Below are 17,849 nucleotides of genomic sequence, written 5' to 3'. Positions count from 1 at the left end.
AATACTATCTTTATTTCCCGAAAATCTCATTAAATGAACACGATGAAGAACACGATAGCTGACCGCGTAGCAGACTTTATAAAGAACTTTCCTCCTTTTGATTTACTTGATAAAAATCAATTATTAGACATTTCTAAAGAGGTTAAAATCAAGTATTTAGACAAAGAGAATGTAATTTATAATATGAACGATCCGTTACATGATCAGTTCTATATGATCTATAAAGGAGCCGTAAAACTCAAGAAATACATCAATGAAAAATTGGAAACAATCGATCAGTTTGATGAAGGAGATGTGTTCGGATTGCGTCCTTTATTTGCAAAAGAAAATTATGCAATAACATCTGTTACCGAAGAAGAGACCATTTTATATTGTATTCCAATAGAAATGTTCAATCCTTTTATAGATAATAATAAAGATGTACGTCAGTATTTAATTGAGAGTTTTGCTTCGAATACAGAAAATCCATTTTCAAACGAGTTTCAAAAGAAGTTGCTTGAAGACGATGTGAAATTAGATTTCACAAAAGATATGTTCGAGATGCAACCGGTTCGACTTATTAAAAATGTAATTACAACTAAGCAGAGTTCTAGTATAAAAGATGCTGCGAAGTTAATGACAGATAATAACGTTGGGTCTATTATTATTGAAGATAAAGAATGCCCTATAGGTATTATTACAGATAAAGACTTGCGATTACATGTGGCAACAGGAAACTATTCTATAAATGAAGATGTTTCTAAAATCATGATACAACCTGTAATGTGTTACAAGAAAAATATCACGATTGCACAGGCGCAAATCACCATGATGAAACACAAAATCAATCAGATTGTTGTGACTAAAGATGGTACTGCAAATTCAAAAATTTTAGGTGTGTTTTCTGAGCATGATATTATAGTTATGAAGGGAACAAACCCTTCTGTTTTAATGAAAGCTATAAAACGCTCAAATTCTACAAAAGAATTAAAGCGTATTCGTGAAAAAATCATGATGCTTTTAGACGGATATATTCAACAAAACATTCCTCTTACACATATTAACAACATTATTTTCGAACTAAACGATGCCACTATAAAACGTGTTATTGAACGTTGTATTGAGAAAATGGATCAAGTGCCTCCAGTAAAATTTGCTTGGATGTCCATAGGTAGTCAAGGACGAAAAGAACAACTTTTACATACCGATCAAGACAATGCACTTATTTTTGAAAACACAGACGACGATCATCTTGAAGAAGTAAGAACGTACTTTTTAACTCTTGCTAAAAAAGTAAATAAGCGTTTAAAAACTATTGGTTTTGATTATTGCCCTGGCGAAATGATGGCGAAGAATCCTAAATTTTGCTTAAGTGTTGACGAATGGGAAAATCAATTCTCGGCTTGGACTAGAGAAAATGAAGAAGATGAGTTACTGTTCTGTTCTATCTTTTTCGATTTTGATGTAACATATGGAGATCCTACTCTAACCAATCAGCTTGCTGATCATGTTTTAGAAATCACGAAAAGCAATCTAATATTTCAATCTAAATTAGGGGCGAGTTCATTAAGAAGTCCTTCTCCTTTAGGATTTTTCAGACAGTTTTTAGTAGAACAAGATGGAGAACATAAAGATCATTTCGATTTAAAGAAACGTGCAATTATGCCAATTACCGATGCAGGTAGATTATTGGCTATGCATTATCAAATTAAAAATATAAATAATACTGCCGAACGTTTTGAGAAATTAGCAGAATTAATGCCTGAAGATCAAGAGCTGTATTATTCTTGTGCTTATGCTTCAAAAGCATTATTAAAATTCAGAACAAAACACGGAATTCGTCATCACGACAGTGGACGTTTTATTGCTTTAGCGGAATTATCTAAAGAAGAAAAAATGAAATTAAAACGTTGTTTTAAAGCAGTAGGAAAAGTACAAGAACTTATTAAATTAAAATTTAATTTAAAGAATTTCATTTAATGAAATGGCTTAATAACAAAAACGAGAGTACATATCCAGAATATTGGTCACGTTACGAGTCCTTGTTTTTAGATACTAAACAGAATGATATAAACTCATCTACTTATGTTGTATTAGATACCGAAACTACCGGTTTTAATTACGATAAAGATAGAATGCTGTGTATTGGAGCTGTTAAAGTTACAGATGGTTATATTGATGTCAATACAGCCTTCGAAATTTATATTAAACAAGATTATTATGACGAAGATGCTGTTAAAATTCACGGTATACTTAGAAACGAAAGAATAGAAACCATTTCTGAAGAAGAAGCAATAATCTTATTTTTAGATTATATAAAAGATTCTATTTTAGTTGCTCACCACGCCTTTTTCGATATCACAATGATTAATGTGGCGTTAGACAGATTACAACTTCCAGAACTAAAAAACAAAGTTCTGGATACCATGTTTATTTATAAAGCAACACGTTTAAAGTCTAATACATCAGATGCTAAAAAGAAGTATTCTTTAGACGACCTTGCTGAAAACTATGACATCGATTTAAGCGATAGACATACCGCTTCCGGAGATGCTTTAATTACCGCCTTAGCCTTTTTAAGATCTGTGCACTTTCTTGTTAAAACAAAAGATTTCACTTTAAAAGATCTTCTTAAATTGTAAATAACTCCATTCTAAAGATTACTCATCCTCGTCTTATTTATTATATTTACAAGACAAACAACTACCACATGAGTAAATCTACCAAAGTAACCGTAAACGATTTGCATCATTTTGATCTCACTCTAAATGATGTTGAAGGTTTAGATAGTGTTCAAACAGAACACGATAACTTTCATATTATTCAAAATCATATTTCTTATACTGCCGAAATTTCTAAAAAAGATTTTCAGAAGAAATCCTATACAGTCAAAATCAATAACACGCTTTATCAGGTAAATATTGAAAATGATTTAGACGAACTGATTAAAAAAATGGGATTTGAAATAGGTGCTTCGAAAAAAATAGATGCTATAAAAGCACCTATGCCAGGACTTATTTTAGACATCACTGTCAATGTTGGAGATTCTATAAAAATAGATGACCCATTACTCATATTAGAAGCCATGAAAATGGAAAACAGTATAGTATCTCCTCGCGATGGAATTATAAAATCTATCGCTATAAAAAAAGGGATTACAGTAGACAAAGGTGATCTTTTAATCGAATTCGAATAATTTTAACGCGCTTTACTATGAAGAAAATTTTAGTTGCAAACAGAGGTGAAATAGCCTTGCGCATCATGAAAACAGCAAAGAAAATGGGCATTAAAACTGTTGCCATTTACTCAACTGCCGATAGAGAATCTCCACATGTAACTTATGCAGATGAAGCCGTTTGTATAGGCGAACCACCTTCAAATAAATCGTATTTACTTGGAGATAAAATAATAAAAATTGCCAAAGAATTATATGTCGACGCCATTCATCCTGGTTATGGTTTTTTAAGTGAAAATGCAAAATTTGCAGAAAACGTAGAAGCCAATAACATCATATTTATAGGTCCAAAATCTGAATCTATAAAAATTATGGGAAGTAAATTAGCTGCAAAAGAAGCTGTTGAACACTATAATATCCCAATGGTTCCTGGAACTAAAGAAGCCATTACAGATGTTAAAGAAGCAGAACTTATTGCTAAAAAAATTGGATTTCCTATACTTATAAAAGCATCAGCTGGTGGTGGCGGAAAAGGCATGCGCATCGTACAAAATGAACATGAATTGGAAGCACAAATGACACGGGCAATAAGCGAAGCTACTAATGCTTTTGGAGATGGATCTGTGTTTATAGAAAAATATATAGCCTCTCCCCGACACATCGAAATTCAGATTATGGCAGATAGTTTAGGTCATACTGTACATTTATTCGAACGCGAATGTAGTATTCAACGTCGTCATCAAAAGGTTATAGAGGAAGCTCCTTCAACAATCCTTACCCCAGATTTACGTAATAAAATGGGAAATGCAGCGATTAAAGTTGCTAAAGCTTGTAATTATGTTGGTGCTGGTACGGTAGAATTTCTTATCGATGAAAATAATAAATTTTATTTCTTAGAAATGAATACGCGCTTGCAAGTCGAACATCCCGTAACTGAATTAATTACAGGTTTAGACTTAGTAGAATTACAAATAAAAATAGCCAGAGGAGAATCTTTAAACTTTACACAATCCGATTTAGAAATTAAAGGTCATGCTTTAGAATTAAGAATTTATGCTGAAGATCCTTTGAATAATTTTCTACCAAGTGTTGGGACATTAAATGTATATAAACTACCCCAAGGAGAACATATTCGCGTAGATAACGGAATAAACGAAGGTGCCGATGTACCTATTTATTACGATCCCATGTTAGCAAAATTAATCACCTATGGAAGCACACGCGAAGAAGCAATTCTAACAATGTTGGACGCTATAAACGACTACAAAATTGAAGGTATTAATACAACATTAGGTTTCGGGAAATTTGTATTTCAAAATGCGGCATTCCGTGAAGGAAACTACGATACCAATTTTGTAAACATCTATTATGAACCTAAAATATTACAAAAACAAACTGAAAAGGAAGCTAGACTTGCTGCATTAATTGCTTTGAAACAATATGAAGCCGATCTTAAACAAGTGAGATTACCTAATAGTTAAATTGAAATTGTATGGATTCTAAAATAAAAATATTAAACGATAAACTAGCCCAGGCAATGCTTGGTGGTGGCTCTCAGCGTATTAAAAAACAGCATAGTAAAAAGAAACTTACTGCAAGAGAACGTGTGAATTATTTATTAGATGATGGTTCTTTTGAAGAAATTGGCATTCTAGTTACTCATCGTACCACTGATTTTAATATGGATAAAGAAATTTATTATGGCGATGGAGTGATTACCGGATATGGGACAATTAATAGCCGATTAGTTTATATCTTTGCTCAAGATTTTACTGTTTTTGGTGGATCTTTGTCTGAAACTCATGCAGAAAAGATATGTAAAGTTATGGATCTTGCGCTTAAAATGGGGGCTCCGATAATTGGATTAAACGATTCTGGAGGAGCTCGAATTCAAGAAGGTGTACGTTCGCTTGGTGGCTATGCAGATATTTTTTATAAGAATGTACAATCTTCAGGAATCATTCCACAAATCTCTGCAATTATGGGACCATGTGCAGGTGGCGCTGTGTATTCTCCAGCGATGACAGATTTTACAATGATGGTAGAACATAGTAGTTATATGTTTGTTACGGGACCAAATGTTGTAAAAACAGTGACTAATGAAGAAGTAACATCTGAAGCTTTGGGCGGTGCACATACACACGCTACAAAGTCTGGAGTCGCACATACAACATCTACAAACGATGTGGAATGTTTAGAAGACATAAAATTACTTTTAAGTTATTTACCTCAAAATAATACACGAACAGCAGATAAAATTCCGTTTGAATTACAAGATGAAATCCGTGAGCAATTAGCAACCATTATTCCTGATAATGCGAACAAACCTTACGATATGCATCATGTAATTGAAGGCATTATCGATGACAGTTCATTTTTTGAAATTCATAAAGATTTTGCCGAAAACATAATAGTAGGATTCGCCAGACTTGGTGGTCGCAGTATTGGTGTTATTGCCAATCAGCCTTTATTTTTAGCGGGAGTATTAGATGTAAATAGTTCTAAAAAAGCAGCTCGTTTTACACGTTTCTGCGATAGTTTTAATATTCCACTATTGGTTTTAGTTGATGTCCCTGGCTTTTTACCTGGAACAGATCAAGAATGGAATGGTATTATTACAAATGGTGCAAAATTACTGTATGCGTTAAGCGAAGCAACTGTACCTCGTATTACTGTAATCACCCGAAAAGCATACGGTGGTGCTTACGATGTTATGAACTCGAAACACATCGGTGCCGATATGAATTTTGCTTGGCCAAGTGCCGAAATTGCTGTTATGGGAGCAAAAGGTGCTAGTGAAATTATCTTTAAAAAAGAAATACACGACGCCAAAGACCCAATTGCAACATTAGCAGAAAAGGAAACTGAATATGCCAATACTTTTGCAAATCCGTATCGTGCTGCGGAACGAGGTTTTATTGATGAAGTTATATTACCACAAGATACACGTCGAAAATTACTAAAGGCGTTTAGTATGTTAGAAGATAAAAAAGTAGAATTACCTAAACGAAAGCACGGTAATATTCCATTGTAATTTTACAAGATTTACAATCAAAAAAGCCTTCAAATTATAATAATTTGAAGGCTTTTATCGTAATATACTATACGTTATATTTTGGCTTGATATGTATACAAATCATAGTAACGTCCTTGAGTTGCTATAAGTTCATCATGAGTTCCGCGTTCTTTAATTCTTCCTTCTTCAATAACTAAAATTTGATCAGCTCTACGAATTGTACTCAATCTGTGAGCAATTACAATGGTGGTTCTATCTTTAGTTAATTCATTTAAACTTTTCTGAATAAAACCTTCACTTTCTGTATCTAAGTTTGATGTTGCTTCATCTAAAATAATCACTTTAGGATTTGCTAAAATAGCACGTGCAATGGCAATACGCTGACGTTGACCACCAGACAATTTCACACCGCGTTCTCCTATTAAAGTGTCCAATCCATCATCAAATCGATCTGTAAATTCGCTAACATAAGCAGATTCTACTGCTTTTAAAAGTTCAGCTTCAGTCGCATTTGGTCTAGGAAATAAAATATTTTCTCGGATTGTACCTTCAAATAAAAACTCGTCTTGCAAAACAACTCCTAAATGTTTTCTGAAACTCTTCAACTTCACTTTGGATAAATCGTAACCATCTACAGAAACCACACCTGATTTCGGATTTAAAAATGTAGCCGATAATCCTGCTATTGTAGATTTTCCTGAACCAGAACTTCCAACCAAAGCAATAACAGAACCCGATGGGGCATTAAAACTGATATTATGCAACACTTGTTTTCCGGCTTCGTAAGCAAAAGACACATCGTTAAACACCAAATCACCTTTCATATTCTCAATTTCTAAAGTTCGATTTTCATCATCTTCCTCGGCTTCCATATTCATTAATTCTTCGGTACGATCTAAGCCTGCCAAAGCTTCGGTTAACTGACTTCCAATATTACTCATCTGTACAATTGGAGCAATCATAAACCCTAGAAGTAAGGTAAAAAACATAAAATCACCAATGGTTAAATCGCCTTGCATAATTTTGTAACCACCAATTCCCATAATTCCAGTAGACGCAATTCCTAATAAAAAAGTAGAGGAACTCGTCATAATTGCTGTTGCAGTTAAACTCTTTTTTACATTTTGGAATAATTTATCTACACCAGCTTCAAACGTTTTATTTTCTTGATCCTCTGCATTAAAGGCTTTAATAACACGAACGCCACTTAACGTTTCGGTTAAACGTCCAGTAACTTCAGCATTAATAACCCCTCGTTTTCTAAAAATTGGTCTGATGTATTTAAACGCTTTCAAAGCCAAAATTCCGAAAACAGCCACAGGAACTAAAACAAAAAAAGTCATCGACGTGCTTATTCGCAATAATAATACTAGAGATATTATTGCTGTAAACGTCCCTCCTACTAATTGTACTAAACCTGTACCTATTAAATTCCTAACGCCTTCCACATCAGTCATAATTCGAGAGACTAAGACACCTGATTTTGTATTATCGAAGAAACTTATAGGAAGTGATAACACCTTTTTCTGAACTTTTGCTCGCAATTCTGATATTAAATACTGTGCTTGTACACTTAGTATTTTTGTAAGTAAATATGATGTCACTGCTTGTACCAAAATGGCCCCTCCTACAACTGCTAATAAACTGTATAATTGATCGTAATCTTTATTTGGAATAACGTCGTCTAACAGAATTTTACTTTTCCATGGTAGAACTAAACTCGCCAAACGGCTGAATACAATTAATATTAAACCTACAAATACTAAGTTTCGTTTTGGCCAAATTATAGTCTTGAAGGCTTGCGCCATACTTATTTTAGATTTTGTATTATGGTCTTCTTGCGACGTTTTTTTTAGATGTCTCATATTTTAATTTAGAGTGTAAAGATAATTTTACTAGTTAAACTATTGATCATTAATGGAGAAAATTAATATTAAGAGTTTCATAAAAAGTTTACGTGTTTACAACCTAATTATTAACTTTAAACTTCTTAAAGAACTTACATATTATGGAATATAGAACACTAGGAAATTCAGATTTAAAATTATCGGCAATTACATTTGGTGCATGGGCAGCTGGTGGATGGATGTGGGGCGGAACCGAACAAAACGACGCTGTAAAGGCTATGCAATCTGCTTTCGATTTTGGTGTAACAACTATAGATACGGCTCCTATTTATGGTATGGGACACAGCGAAAAAATTGTTGGTGAAGCTATTAAAGATTTACCTAGAGATCAAGTTCAAATTATTACAAAGTATGGTTTGCGTTGGGATGCAACTCAAGGTGATTTTTATGTGAATTCGCAAGACAATGACGGCAAGGACATTGCTATTTATAAGCATTCATCTAAAGCCAGTATTATTAAAGAATGTGAGGATAGTCTAAAACGTTTAGGTACCGACTATATCGATCTGTATCAAATACATTGGCCTGATAAAACTACAGAAATCCAGGAAACAATGGAGGCTGTTGCACAATTAATTAAAGAGGGAAAAGTACGACATGCAGGGGTTTGTAATTATAGTGTTGATCAATTAAAAGAAGCTAATACGTATGTAAATATCGTTTCTAATCAGGTACCTTATAGTATGGTGAATCGTGGAATTGAAAGTGATCTTATTCCGTTTGCAATTAAAAACAACACCTCAATTTTAGCTTATAGCCCACTACAACGTGGTTTATTAACAGGAAAAATGAAAGCAGGACATCAATTTGCTAAAGGTGATCATAGAAAAACATTACCATTTTTTAAAGATGAAAACATTAAAAAAACAGCTCTGTTTTTAGATAAATTAAAACCATTAGCTGAGGCTAAACAAGCCTCAATTTCGCAATTGGTTTTACGATGGACAATAGAGCAACCTGGTATTACGATAGCTTTAGCTGGAGCTAGAAATGCAGAACAATCAATTTCTAACGCAAAAGCAATAGATGTAAAATTATCTGCTGACGAATTACTATTTATAAATAATGAATTAGAACGGTTGAAATTGGATTTATAGCTAGTGTTAAATTTTTAAGTACCTAAGTTTGAAAATGCATAGAGAAGCATTCAGAATTTGAAAATATTTTAGCAAAATTTCTGCATTATATGTATTAAATTCGAATAAAATCAACAACAAAACACTTAGCCTTTAAGCGTTGAGATATAACGTTAAATTAATTATTTTATAGATGCGGAAATAGTATTTTTACGCATGCAAAAAAATGAAACAAGATACCAATTTGAGTTCATAGCGTTAATGGCGTCACTTATGTCTATAGTAGCACTATCTATTGACGCTTTACTCCCTGCTATACCAGAAATTGGTTTTGCAATAGGTAACCAAAACAGTACAGATTTACAGTTATTAATTACCATGATTTTTTTAGGTTTTGGGGTTGGACAATTAATTTTAGGTCCGCTGTCTGATAGTTTTGGAAGAAAACCTATTATGTATATTGGGTTTGTTATTTTTATATTTGCTAGTTTTATCTGTGTGTTTTCAACATCTTTAGAGTCGATGCTTGTTGGTAGAATTCTACAAGGAATTGGGCTTTCTGCACCAAGAACGATTTGTATTTCTATAATTAGAGATTCTCATAAAGGTGATTATATGGCACGAATGATGTCGTTTGTAACCGCATTCTTTATTTTGGTTCCTGTAATTGCTCCTGCATTGGGTCTGTTTATTCTAAATCATTTCGATTGGCAAACTATATTTTATACACAAGTATTTTTTGCTATTCTTGTTAGCTTTTGGTTTTGGAAGCGACAAGCAGAAACATTAAACCCAGATTTTAAAATACCCTTTAATAAACATGTATATGTTAACGGATTTAAAGAATTGATTCGTTATAAAGAAGCAATGGCCTTTACAGTTGTTTCTGGTTTTATTACTGGAGCGTTTATGGTCTATTTAAGTTCTTCGCAACATATATTTGAAGACCAATATGGTATTGGCGATAAATTTCCTTACATTTTTGCTGGACTTGCTACTTCTATTGGTATATCGACCTTACTGAATGGAACCTTAGTTGTTCGCATTGGGATGAGACGATTAGCATTTATGTCTTTATGCCTGTTTTGTTTAATTTCGACTAGTTATGTTCTCTTGTTTTGGAACAAACCCAACCCTAGCTTATTTGTTCTTATTCCGTTTTTAGTCGGTTTATTCTTTGCTTTAGGTTTCCTTTTTGGAAATCTGCGAGCAATTGCAATGGAGCCTATTGGGCATATTGCAGGAATTGGAGCCGCCATAACCGGATTTATTTCTACTTTAGTTGCAATACCAATTGCAACGTTAATAGGGAAATTTATGACAGATACAGCTCTCCCTCTATTTGTAGGATTTTCTATATGTGGAAGTTTATCTTTAATTACTTTTATCTTGATGAAACGTCACATTCTATACAGAAGATTTAACCTTAAATGGCGTTAGGGATTGTAGCGGCATCCTTTTTATGCTATTTCGCATAAAAAGATATAGCGGAAAGCCCGACCTTTTTATTTAAAAAGGGAACGCACTAATAAGATTAAAAAAGCAATACATAAAGTTTGATAAGCTGTTTGTATGGTTTATACTTCTCGCTTAACAGGAATTAAAGCACTTTTCTTAATCGTAATGAAACCTAAAGCATTTAGCACTTTCATAATACCATAAGTGACATCTAATTCGTACCAACGTACACCACCAAAATTGGCACGACCACCATATTTATGATGATTATTATGATAACCTTCACCCATCATTAAAAAATCGAAAGGCAATAAATTCTTAGACGTATCGCTCACTTTAAAATTAACGTAGCCATAAATATGTGCAAACCAATTTATAATAACGCCGTGAATAGGTGCCATAAAAAAGGCTACAGGTAAAAATAACCACTGCCACCAAGCTGTTGCAAATACAACAAAGAAAACAATGTATAGTGCAGCCCAAATTAATCGAGACACTCGCGAACTTGCAAAGCTGTCAAAGCGTTTCCATTGGGGTACATTTTTGGTAAATTTAGCATCTACTGCTATATTTTGATTATTTATATCTTGATAAATAGTCTTGGTACGCCACATCATTGAAAACACATTGCTATCGTATTTTGGAGAATGCGGATCTTTTTCTGTATCGGCATATGCATGATGCATTCTGTGCATTACACCATATCCGTAAGCGCTTAAATAATTAGAACCTTGACATATCCAGGTTAAGACAAAACATAATTTCTCGCCAAATCGAGACATTTTAAACGATTGGTGCGCTGCGTATCTGTGAAGAAAAAAAGTTTGAAAAAACAAACCTGAATACCACAGTATAATCATGAAGATAATTATTTTCATTTGCTATAGTTTATAATAGCAAAGAACTTAAATTATTAGGATTTAAATCTGAACATGGGTTAAGAAATTCGTTTTCTTATTCGGCTTAAAGCTTGAGCCGTTACCCCAATATACGAGGCTATATATTTTAAAGGAATGTCTTTTATAAGGTTTGGACGTTCTGTAAATAAGTTTAAATACCGTTGTTCTGCAGTTTCTGTTAACAAGGATTGTTCGCGCTTCGATTTTATTAGAAATAAACGTTCTGAAGACAATCGACCTATTAAATTACCAACTTCTGTTTTCTTATAAACCTCTTGTAAATCAGCATAAGAGACACTCCATATAGACAAATCGGTTAGCGCTTCTAAGGCATATAAAGACGGTTTTTGCGTTAAAAAAGAATCGTATGCACTTACAAATTCATTTTCGAAACAAAACCCGAAAGTCACATCTTTATCTTCGTCTTCATTTGGTATTAAAAAACGAGCGATACCCGAGCCAATAAAAGAAATATAATGTTCTGTTTGACCAACATTTAAGATACGTTCTCTTTTTTTAAAGCTTCGTGTTTTAAGTTTCGATGAAAATAACTTCCAATCGGCATCACTTATGGATACTGTAGATTCTATATAATCTCTAATTTCTATCATCTTATACCATCACACTTTTAATATTTTCTAACAAGCTGATAAATTTATGCAATTCAACTTATTTTAAAGCCTAATCCAACATGTTTTATAATTGAAATATAATTTTTATTTGAGAAATTGTAATGGGAAGTTTAGATTGAATCAATACTAAAAAAGTAAAAATAAAATGTGTTTTTTTTAAGGTAATTCCAAAAAAAATATTTCAAAGCATATAGTTTGAAGAATGGTGGTAAAAAACACATCATAATTACTAATTTATCAAAAACCTATGCCTTTGTAAAGATGACAAGTAAATATATTTTTATAAATTTATGGAACACTTAAAATTATATTTAATGTCTATACTTATAACCAACATAAAACAATTACTACAAACAAGAACTCACGGGATTTATAAAGTTTCTGGTAAAGAAATGAAAGAATTACCTTTAATAGAAGATGCTTACCTTCTTATTGAACACGACACTATTGTAGAATATGGTTCAATGAAAAATATTGGAGGTATTATTGCTGAAAAAACCATTGATGGAACGGGTAAAGTTGTTTTACCTGCTTGGTGCGATTCGCATACCCATTTGGTTTATGCGGGACATAGAGAGCAAGAGTTTGTTGATAGAATAAACGGATTGACTTATGAAGAAATCGCTAATCGTGGTGGAGGAATTTTAAATTCTGCCGAAATTTTAGAACAAACAAGTGAGGACGAATTGTATAAACAATCTGTAAAACGTTTACATGAAGTGATGCGCTTAGGTACAGGTGCTATTGAAATTAAATCGGGTTATGGTTTAACTTTAGAATCTGAACTAAAGATGCTTAGAGTTATAAAACGACTAAAACAGGATTTCACTATATTGGTTAGACCTACATTTCTGGGAGCTCATGCTATTCCTAAAGCTTTTAAGGACAATAAAGACGGATATGTAGATGAGATTATAAATAATATGATTCCTGCAATTGCAAAAGAACAAATAGCTAAATATATAGACGTTTTTTGTGAAGAAGGTTATTTTACGTTAGAAGATACTGATAGGATTTTAGAAGCAGGTATTAAACACGGTATGGTTCCTAAAATTCACGTAAATCAATTCAATGCTTTTGGAGGTGTAGCATTAGGGGTCAAGCATAACGCACGTTCTGTAGACCACCTTGAAATTATGAATCCTGAAGATATAAAAGCCTTAAAAGGTAGTAATACTATGCCTGTTGCATTACCAACTTGTTCTTACTTTTTAGGTATACCATATACTCCAGCAAGGGAGATTATAGATGCAGGTTTACCTCTTGCATTAGCTAGTGATTATAACCCAGGTACTACGCCTAGTGGTAATATGAATTTTGTAGTTAGCACTGCATGTATTAAAATGAATATGACTCCCGAAGAGGCTATTAATGCAGCTACAATTAATGGAGCTTATGCCATGGGAGCTCATAAAATGTTTGGAAGTATTACTAGAGGTAAAAAGGCTAACATTATAATTACCAAAGAGATACCTAACTATAACTATTTACCTTATGCGTTCGGAGATAACTGTATAGATACCGTTATTATTAATGGTGAAATTGTAGAGTAATATAAACAAATAAAGCATGAAAAATCCCGAATGATTTAAAACCATTCGGGATTTTTTTATGATGTTTTAATCTTTTATTTAAGCGTAAATTCTGTTGAAGATACTAAATCTTTAGCGTTGTAAACGTTAATTACATAACGACCTTCTTCAAAACTTTCGTCACCTTTAGAAGCTACAAACTCACAAACATTTAAACTTGTGTTTTCATAATTAAAACGGCTTATTAAACTATAGTTTAAAGCTTTTTCACCAAATACGACTTGTTCGTTAGCACCTAAAACATTGTTTTTTGGGTCTATAACTTGAATGTATAATTCTTGATCGCCTGCTTGTACTAAACTATTTTTAGCCACAGTAAAACAAACTCTAAGCTTATCTGCTCGTTTTGCACGTTCGGTTGGAATAAGCTTTCCAGAACTACGTTCTATAACACCAAACCCTTTTAAACCAACAGTACTTAAAACTGCAGCATTTTCCATAACTTCTGCTAAAGCTGTATTCTGTACAAGTAAGGAATCTGTAAATACATTACGCTCATTTAAACGTGTACGTGTACTATCTAATGAGGTTGATAAAAGACTATTTTCAGCTTTTAGCTTCCCATTTTCTTCTAACAAGAAATCCATTTCTTTTTGTAAGTTCACGTATTTTTGTTTGTATAACCACAAGCTTTTTACGTTAGTTTCAGAAATTTGAAGCGAATCCATTAAACCTTGAATACGTGTTCTTGCTTCAATTAAATTAGCATTAGCTATATCATTTTCGCTTATGGCAACATCGTATTGTTTTGCCATATTACCTAAATCAATCATTACTGCTTCTTTCTCTTCTTTAAGTTGAGTTTCTGTTTCACGTTTACTTTTCATAAGGTCGAACGTGTAAAACGCTGTTCCTAAAAATAAAACTAAAAGGATTCCTAAAGCGACTTTTAAACCATTATTTGATTTATTTTGTTCCATAATTTATTTTTAAATTAATAATTTCTAATTGGTTAACGATTTATTGGTTTTAATCTTGCTTAATATTATTAAAATTAAGTTCATAAAGCAAAAAAACCTGTATTTTTAATTTTTAATTAATCGAATTCATAATGGATAAACTTGTTGTATTTAATAATTCAGATCTTTCAAGACTTTTAAACATTCGCCCTTTCGAATCTAAATTCGGAGAGCATGTAAACATACTACCCGAGACATGCAATATATACGAATATATAGAAACTTTAGACGTCGATTATATTTTAGTTGGACTTCCTGAAGATGTAGGTGTTTTTGCTAATCTTGGAAACCTTGGCACTTCAAAAACTTGGGAGACGACTCTCAAGAATTTATTAAATATTCAGAAAAACGAATTTACAAATCCTGAAAGGGTTTTAATTCTAGGACATCTAAATTTTGAAAAAGAACTTGAAAAAATTAACACTCTTGATCGGAAAATTGATAAACAGCTAGCTAAATCACGCAAAATTGTATCCAAAATAGATAAACATGTTTCACATTTAATATATTCCATCATAAAAGCTGGTAAAAAACCGATAATAATTGGCGGTGGACATAACAATGCCTACGGGAATATTAAAGGTGCAGCATTAGCTTCTAATTCTTCTATAAATGTAATCAATTTTGATGCACATACCAATTTTAGACCAGAAGAAGGTAGGCATAGTGGCAATGCTTTAACATATGCCTTTACCGAAGGGTTTTTAAATAATTATTACATTTTCGGATTGCATGAAAGCTATATATCTAATACCATATTAAAAACCATAAATAAATTGAACCATGTTAATTTCAGTACTTATGAAGACATGGAAATCAAACAAAATACGTCCTTTAAGAAAGAATTACAAAATGCATTAACTCATGTTGGAGATCAATCTTTTGGAATAGAATTAGATTGCGAAGCCATAGAAAACATAAGTAGTAATGTTATGTCTCCTGCCGGATTTAGCTTAAAAAAAGCAAGACAGTTTGTACATTATTTCGGGAAACGAGAACGTGCACAATATTTACATATATGTGAAGCATCTCCTACCGAAGAAAATATTGATCAAATTGGAAAGCTTATAACCTATTTAATAACAGATTTTATAAGCGCAAATACTTCTAAAAAAATGGAGGAATAAAAAAGAGGTTGATGAAAATTTTATTTTTCATCAACCTCTTACTAACATATTTAGTATCTAATCATTTAAGTAGTTCATTTTGAAAAACTTGTAAGCTTTTACCTGATTTAATTGGATAGCCTAATTCTATTAAAGCACGTTCTAGAGCTCCTAAAACAGATAACAAATCGTTTGGAGAAACAGACCCCATATGCCCTACTCTAAAATATGTTGATTTAATATCTGCTAATAAACCTCCTGCAATTATTACATCACTAGCATTCATTTTAGCACTTAATGTTACACTGTCTACGCCTTTGGGATAATATATTGCCGATAAAGTATTAGCTGATATTGCATCAGAAACTGGCAGTGTTTTTAAATTTAAAGCATCTATACCTAATCTAAAAGCTTGTGCTAAACGTTGATGTCTTTGTACACGTTTATCTATGCCTTCTTTACAAATTATTTTCAAGCTAACCTCTAATGCTACAATTAGGTTAACCGGTGGCGTACCAAAATACGAAGGTCGTCGTTCTTCATAAGCTGTCATAATTGGAAGCCAATTTTTCCAATCTGCATAATAATTACTAACAGGCTTTTTTCTGTTTTCCCAAACTTGAATCGCTTTTTCAGAAACCATTAAAAGCGCCAATCCAGGAGGAACTCCTATTGCTTTTTGAGAGGCTGTTAACACCACATCAATTCCCCAATCGTCTTGATTAATCTCTTCCCCCGCAACAGAACATACACCATCTAAAATACTTAATGTATTATACTTTTTAGCTAAAGAGGTTATTGGTTTTGGGTCTATGAGAACGCCTGTAGAGGTATCCACATGAGTCATAGTTAAAACTTTATAGTGCTTGCTTTTTAATTCTTTTTCAATTTCATGAAGACTAACAACTTCTCCTATTGGAGCTTCTAAAATAGTTACATCTGCCCCATAGCACTCTAAAATATCTTTAAAACGTGCACCAAAATATCCGGAAGAAATCACGAGTGCATAATCGTCTTTTTCTATAAGATTAGAAATAGCCATATCCATACCTAAAGTACCTGTTCCTGAAATAATAAAAGGTTGTCCTTTTGGCGATTTCCAAATGGTTCGCATGAGCTCAAGACTGTTACCAAAAGTTTCAATAAAATCTGGTGCTATATGACTGTCTGTTGCAATGCTCATGGCCCGTAATACATCAGGTTCAAATTCTATAGGACCTGGTATCATTAGTAATTTTCTACCTTTCATTGTATCTATATTATTTTATTAAATTAAGTTCACTAACAAGTATACCATCCAAATCTACGTAAATATATTCGCCAGAATTAATAGAAACACCTCCAAATTTTACAGAAACATCGACCGATCCTCTCTCAATAAGCTTCATGATTAGATACTTTACGTTCCGTTATTACTCCTAAAACAAAAACATTGCTACTTGCGAGTAGAATGGACGAAGATCAACAGACTTTTGTTTTCGCTAAAGAGATAACTTATAATCATCTATAATATAAAGAGTTACTCTATATCTTTTCAGGGATTAAATTTTAAAATTTTTACCAAGTTCTAAATAATTTCTTTGAATCATATCTTGCAGGTGCCTAAATTTTACCTAAAGCAATTATAACTAAAAAGCTGACAACTTTATTTAGTAAAAACACCTTTAACCAATATTATTACCTAAAGAGTTTAACATTCAAAATCTATTCTTTTTACGCTTTATACACCGTTCTGAAACGGAAAGATTTCACCATAAAAAAGAATTTCATCTATCTCATCAACATTCAACAAATGCCAACGAAAGCAATAAGCATTATTGTAGACGCTGGGTTTCTTTAATAATCTTAAAAAAATAGATTAAGTTAATAAAGATCATAATTTCGATATGCAAATTTCGAATTACACTAGAGATACTTTGAGTTATTTAAGACCGTTGCAATATTTAATAATTTTCTAAGTTCCATGTTTTTTAAATGGATTTGACTTACTTTTTATCTTAAAAAAAAGATTTTTGTACTATTTCTTGATTTTATAGGTCTTTCTATTAGT

Annotated in this window: 15 protein-coding genes; 9 read left to right on the top strand and 6 right to left on the bottom strand. The window is 32.5% G+C overall.

Annotated features, from left to right (window positions below; translation table 11 throughout):
* Window positions 1-42: 42 nt before the first annotated feature.
* From R6X41_RS07095 to R6X41_RS07075, 5 genes are all read left to right on the top strand, one after another.
* Window positions 43-1,959: a DUF294 nucleotidyltransferase-like domain-containing protein gene (locus R6X41_RS07095; protein ID WP_318498782.1), complete on the top strand. Its 1,917-nt coding sequence runs from the start codon at window positions 43-45 to the stop codon at window positions 1,957-1,959.
* A complete protein-coding gene (locus R6X41_RS07090; RefSeq protein WP_318498781.1) occupies window positions 1,959-2,621 on the top strand; it encodes a 3'-5' exonuclease in 663 nt (220 codons plus the stop codon). The genes R6X41_RS07095 and R6X41_RS07090 overlap by 1 nt, the downstream gene beginning before the upstream one ends.
* Window positions 2,622-2,689: 68 nt before the next feature.
* On the top strand, window positions 2,690-3,175 hold the full coding sequence (locus tag R6X41_RS07085) for an acyl-CoA carboxylase biotin carboxyl carrier protein subunit (RefSeq protein WP_318498779.1): 486 nt from the start codon (window positions 2,690-2,692) through the stop codon (window positions 3,173-3,175).
* Between the two features lie 17 nt (window positions 3,176-3,192).
* Window positions 3,193-4,635, top strand: a complete 1,443-nt coding sequence (locus R6X41_RS07080) for an acetyl-CoA carboxylase biotin carboxylase subunit (protein ID WP_318498777.1) — start codon at window positions 3,193-3,195, stop codon at window positions 4,633-4,635.
* Between the two features lie 11 nt (window positions 4,636-4,646).
* Complete coding sequence (locus R6X41_RS07075) at window positions 4,647-6,188, top strand: acyl-CoA carboxylase subunit beta (protein WP_318498775.1); 1,542 nt, start codon at window positions 4,647-4,649, stop codon at window positions 6,186-6,188.
* A 74-nt stretch (window positions 6,189-6,262) separates the two neighbouring features.
* Here R6X41_RS07075 and R6X41_RS07070 read toward each other — a convergent pair whose 3' ends face one another.
* Window positions 6,263-8,035, bottom strand: coding sequence for an ABC transporter ATP-binding protein (locus tag R6X41_RS07070; RefSeq protein ID WP_318498773.1), 1,773 nt, complete (start codon window positions 8,033-8,035; stop codon window positions 6,263-6,265).
* A gap of 143 nt (window positions 8,036-8,178) precedes the next feature.
* On the opposite strand from R6X41_RS07070, the gene R6X41_RS07065 reads away from it, so the two are divergent.
* Window positions 8,179-9,174 carry an aldo/keto reductase gene (locus R6X41_RS07065; RefSeq protein WP_318498771.1) on the top strand — a complete coding sequence of 332 codons (996 nt, stop codon included), beginning with the start codon at window positions 8,179-8,181 and terminating at the stop codon, window positions 9,172-9,174.
* Between the two features lie 195 nt (window positions 9,175-9,369).
* A complete protein-coding gene (locus R6X41_RS07060) occupies window positions 9,370-10,593 on the top strand; it encodes a multidrug effflux MFS transporter (RefSeq protein WP_318498770.1) in 1,224 nt (407 codons plus the stop codon).
* 137 nt (window positions 10,594-10,730) lie between these two features.
* Here the strand turns inward: R6X41_RS07060 and R6X41_RS07055 are convergent, their stop codons facing one another.
* Together R6X41_RS07055 and R6X41_RS07050 are read right to left on the bottom strand one after the other, a co-directional pair.
* On the bottom strand, window positions 10,731-11,489 hold the full coding sequence (locus R6X41_RS07055) for an acyl-CoA desaturase (protein WP_318498768.1): 759 nt from the start codon (window positions 11,487-11,489) through the stop codon (window positions 10,731-10,733).
* A gap of 59 nt (window positions 11,490-11,548) precedes the next feature.
* Window positions 11,549-12,121 (bottom strand): Crp/Fnr family transcriptional regulator, encoded by a 573-nt coding sequence (locus tag R6X41_RS07050; protein ID WP_318498766.1) that lies wholly within the window; start codon window positions 12,119-12,121, stop codon window positions 11,549-11,551.
* A gap of 335 nt (window positions 12,122-12,456) precedes the next feature.
* Between R6X41_RS07050 and hutI the strand changes: the two genes are divergently transcribed.
* On the top strand, window positions 12,457-13,695 hold the full coding sequence (gene hutI, locus R6X41_RS07045) for an imidazolonepropionase (protein WP_318498764.1): 1,239 nt from the start codon (window positions 12,457-12,459) through the stop codon (window positions 13,693-13,695).
* Window positions 13,696-13,769: 74 nt separating this feature from the next.
* On the opposite strand, the gene R6X41_RS07040 is transcribed toward hutI, so the two are convergent.
* Window positions 13,770-14,654 carry a chromosome partitioning protein ParA gene (locus tag R6X41_RS07040; RefSeq protein WP_318498762.1) on the bottom strand — a complete coding sequence of 295 codons (885 nt, stop codon included), beginning with the start codon at window positions 14,652-14,654 and terminating at the stop codon, window positions 13,770-13,772.
* Window positions 14,655-14,785: 131 nt separating this feature from the next.
* Here R6X41_RS07040 and R6X41_RS07035 point away from each other — a divergent pair, with 131 nt between their 5' ends.
* Window positions 14,786-15,820 carry a formimidoylglutamase gene (locus tag R6X41_RS07035; RefSeq protein ID WP_318498760.1) on the top strand — a complete coding sequence of 345 codons (1,035 nt, stop codon included), beginning with the start codon at window positions 14,786-14,788 and terminating at the stop codon, window positions 15,818-15,820.
* A 61-nt stretch (window positions 15,821-15,881) separates the two neighbouring features.
* Here R6X41_RS07035 and R6X41_RS07030 read toward each other — a convergent pair whose 3' ends face one another.
* Together R6X41_RS07030 and R6X41_RS07025 are read right to left on the bottom strand one after the other, a co-directional pair.
* Window positions 15,882-17,048 (bottom strand): pyridoxal-phosphate-dependent aminotransferase family protein, encoded by a 1,167-nt coding sequence (locus R6X41_RS07030; RefSeq protein WP_318498758.1) that lies wholly within the window; start codon window positions 17,046-17,048, stop codon window positions 15,882-15,884.
* A gap of 10 nt (window positions 17,049-17,058) precedes the next feature.
* The gene (locus R6X41_RS07025) at window positions 17,059-17,187 is read right to left on the bottom strand and encodes an RraA family protein (protein ID WP_318498756.1); all 129 of its coding nucleotides are present in this window, start codon (window positions 17,185-17,187) and stop codon (window positions 17,059-17,061) included.
* Window positions 17,188-17,849 lie beyond the last annotated feature (662 nt).

Origin of the sequence: Formosa sejongensis, assembly GCF_033447105.1 — a bacterium.
GTDB lineage: Bacteria > Bacteroidota > Bacteroidia > Flavobacteriales > Flavobacteriaceae > Formosa.
Note: the sequence above shows the minus strand (reverse complement) of the source record. Positions and strands in the feature narration are given on the sequence as shown.

Coding starts and splice junctions, on each gene's coding strand:
- R6X41_RS07095 (WP_318498782.1), top strand. CDS start 43: ATGAAGAACACGATAGCTGACCGCGTAGCAGACTTTATAAAGAACTTT.
- R6X41_RS07090 (WP_318498781.1), top strand. CDS start 1,959: ATGAAATGGCTTAATAACAAAAACGAGAGTACATATCCAGAATATTGG.
- R6X41_RS07085 (WP_318498779.1), top strand. CDS start 2,690: ATGAGTAAATCTACCAAAGTAACCGTAAACGATTTGCATCATTTTGAT.
- R6X41_RS07080 (WP_318498777.1), top strand. CDS start 3,193: ATGAAGAAAATTTTAGTTGCAAACAGAGGTGAAATAGCCTTGCGCATC.
- R6X41_RS07075 (WP_318498775.1), top strand. CDS start 4,647: ATGGATTCTAAAATAAAAATATTAAACGATAAACTAGCCCAGGCAATG.
- R6X41_RS07070 (WP_318498773.1), bottom strand. CDS start 8,035: ATGAGACATCTAAAAAAAACGTCGCAAGAAGACCATAATACAAAATCT.
- R6X41_RS07065 (WP_318498771.1), top strand. CDS start 8,179: ATGGAATATAGAACACTAGGAAATTCAGATTTAAAATTATCGGCAATT.
- R6X41_RS07060 (WP_318498770.1), top strand. CDS start 9,370: ATGCAAAAAAATGAAACAAGATACCAATTTGAGTTCATAGCGTTAATG.
- R6X41_RS07055 (WP_318498768.1), bottom strand. CDS start 11,489: ATGAAAATAATTATCTTCATGATTATACTGTGGTATTCAGGTTTGTTT.
- R6X41_RS07050 (WP_318498766.1), bottom strand. CDS start 12,121: ATGATAGAAATTAGAGATTATATAGAATCTACAGTATCCATAAGTGAT.
- hutI (WP_318498764.1), top strand. CDS start 12,457: ATGTCTATACTTATAACCAACATAAAACAATTACTACAAACAAGAACT.
- R6X41_RS07040 (WP_318498762.1), bottom strand. CDS start 14,654: ATGGAACAAAATAAATCAAATAATGGTTTAAAAGTCGCTTTAGGAATC.
- R6X41_RS07035 (WP_318498760.1), top strand. CDS start 14,786: ATGGATAAACTTGTTGTATTTAATAATTCAGATCTTTCAAGACTTTTA.
- R6X41_RS07030 (WP_318498758.1), bottom strand. CDS start 17,048: ATGAAAGGTAGAAAATTACTAATGATACCAGGTCCTATAGAATTTGAA.
- R6X41_RS07025 (WP_318498756.1), bottom strand. CDS start 17,187: ATGAAGCTTATTGAGAGAGGATCGGTCGATGTTTCTGTAAAATTTGGA.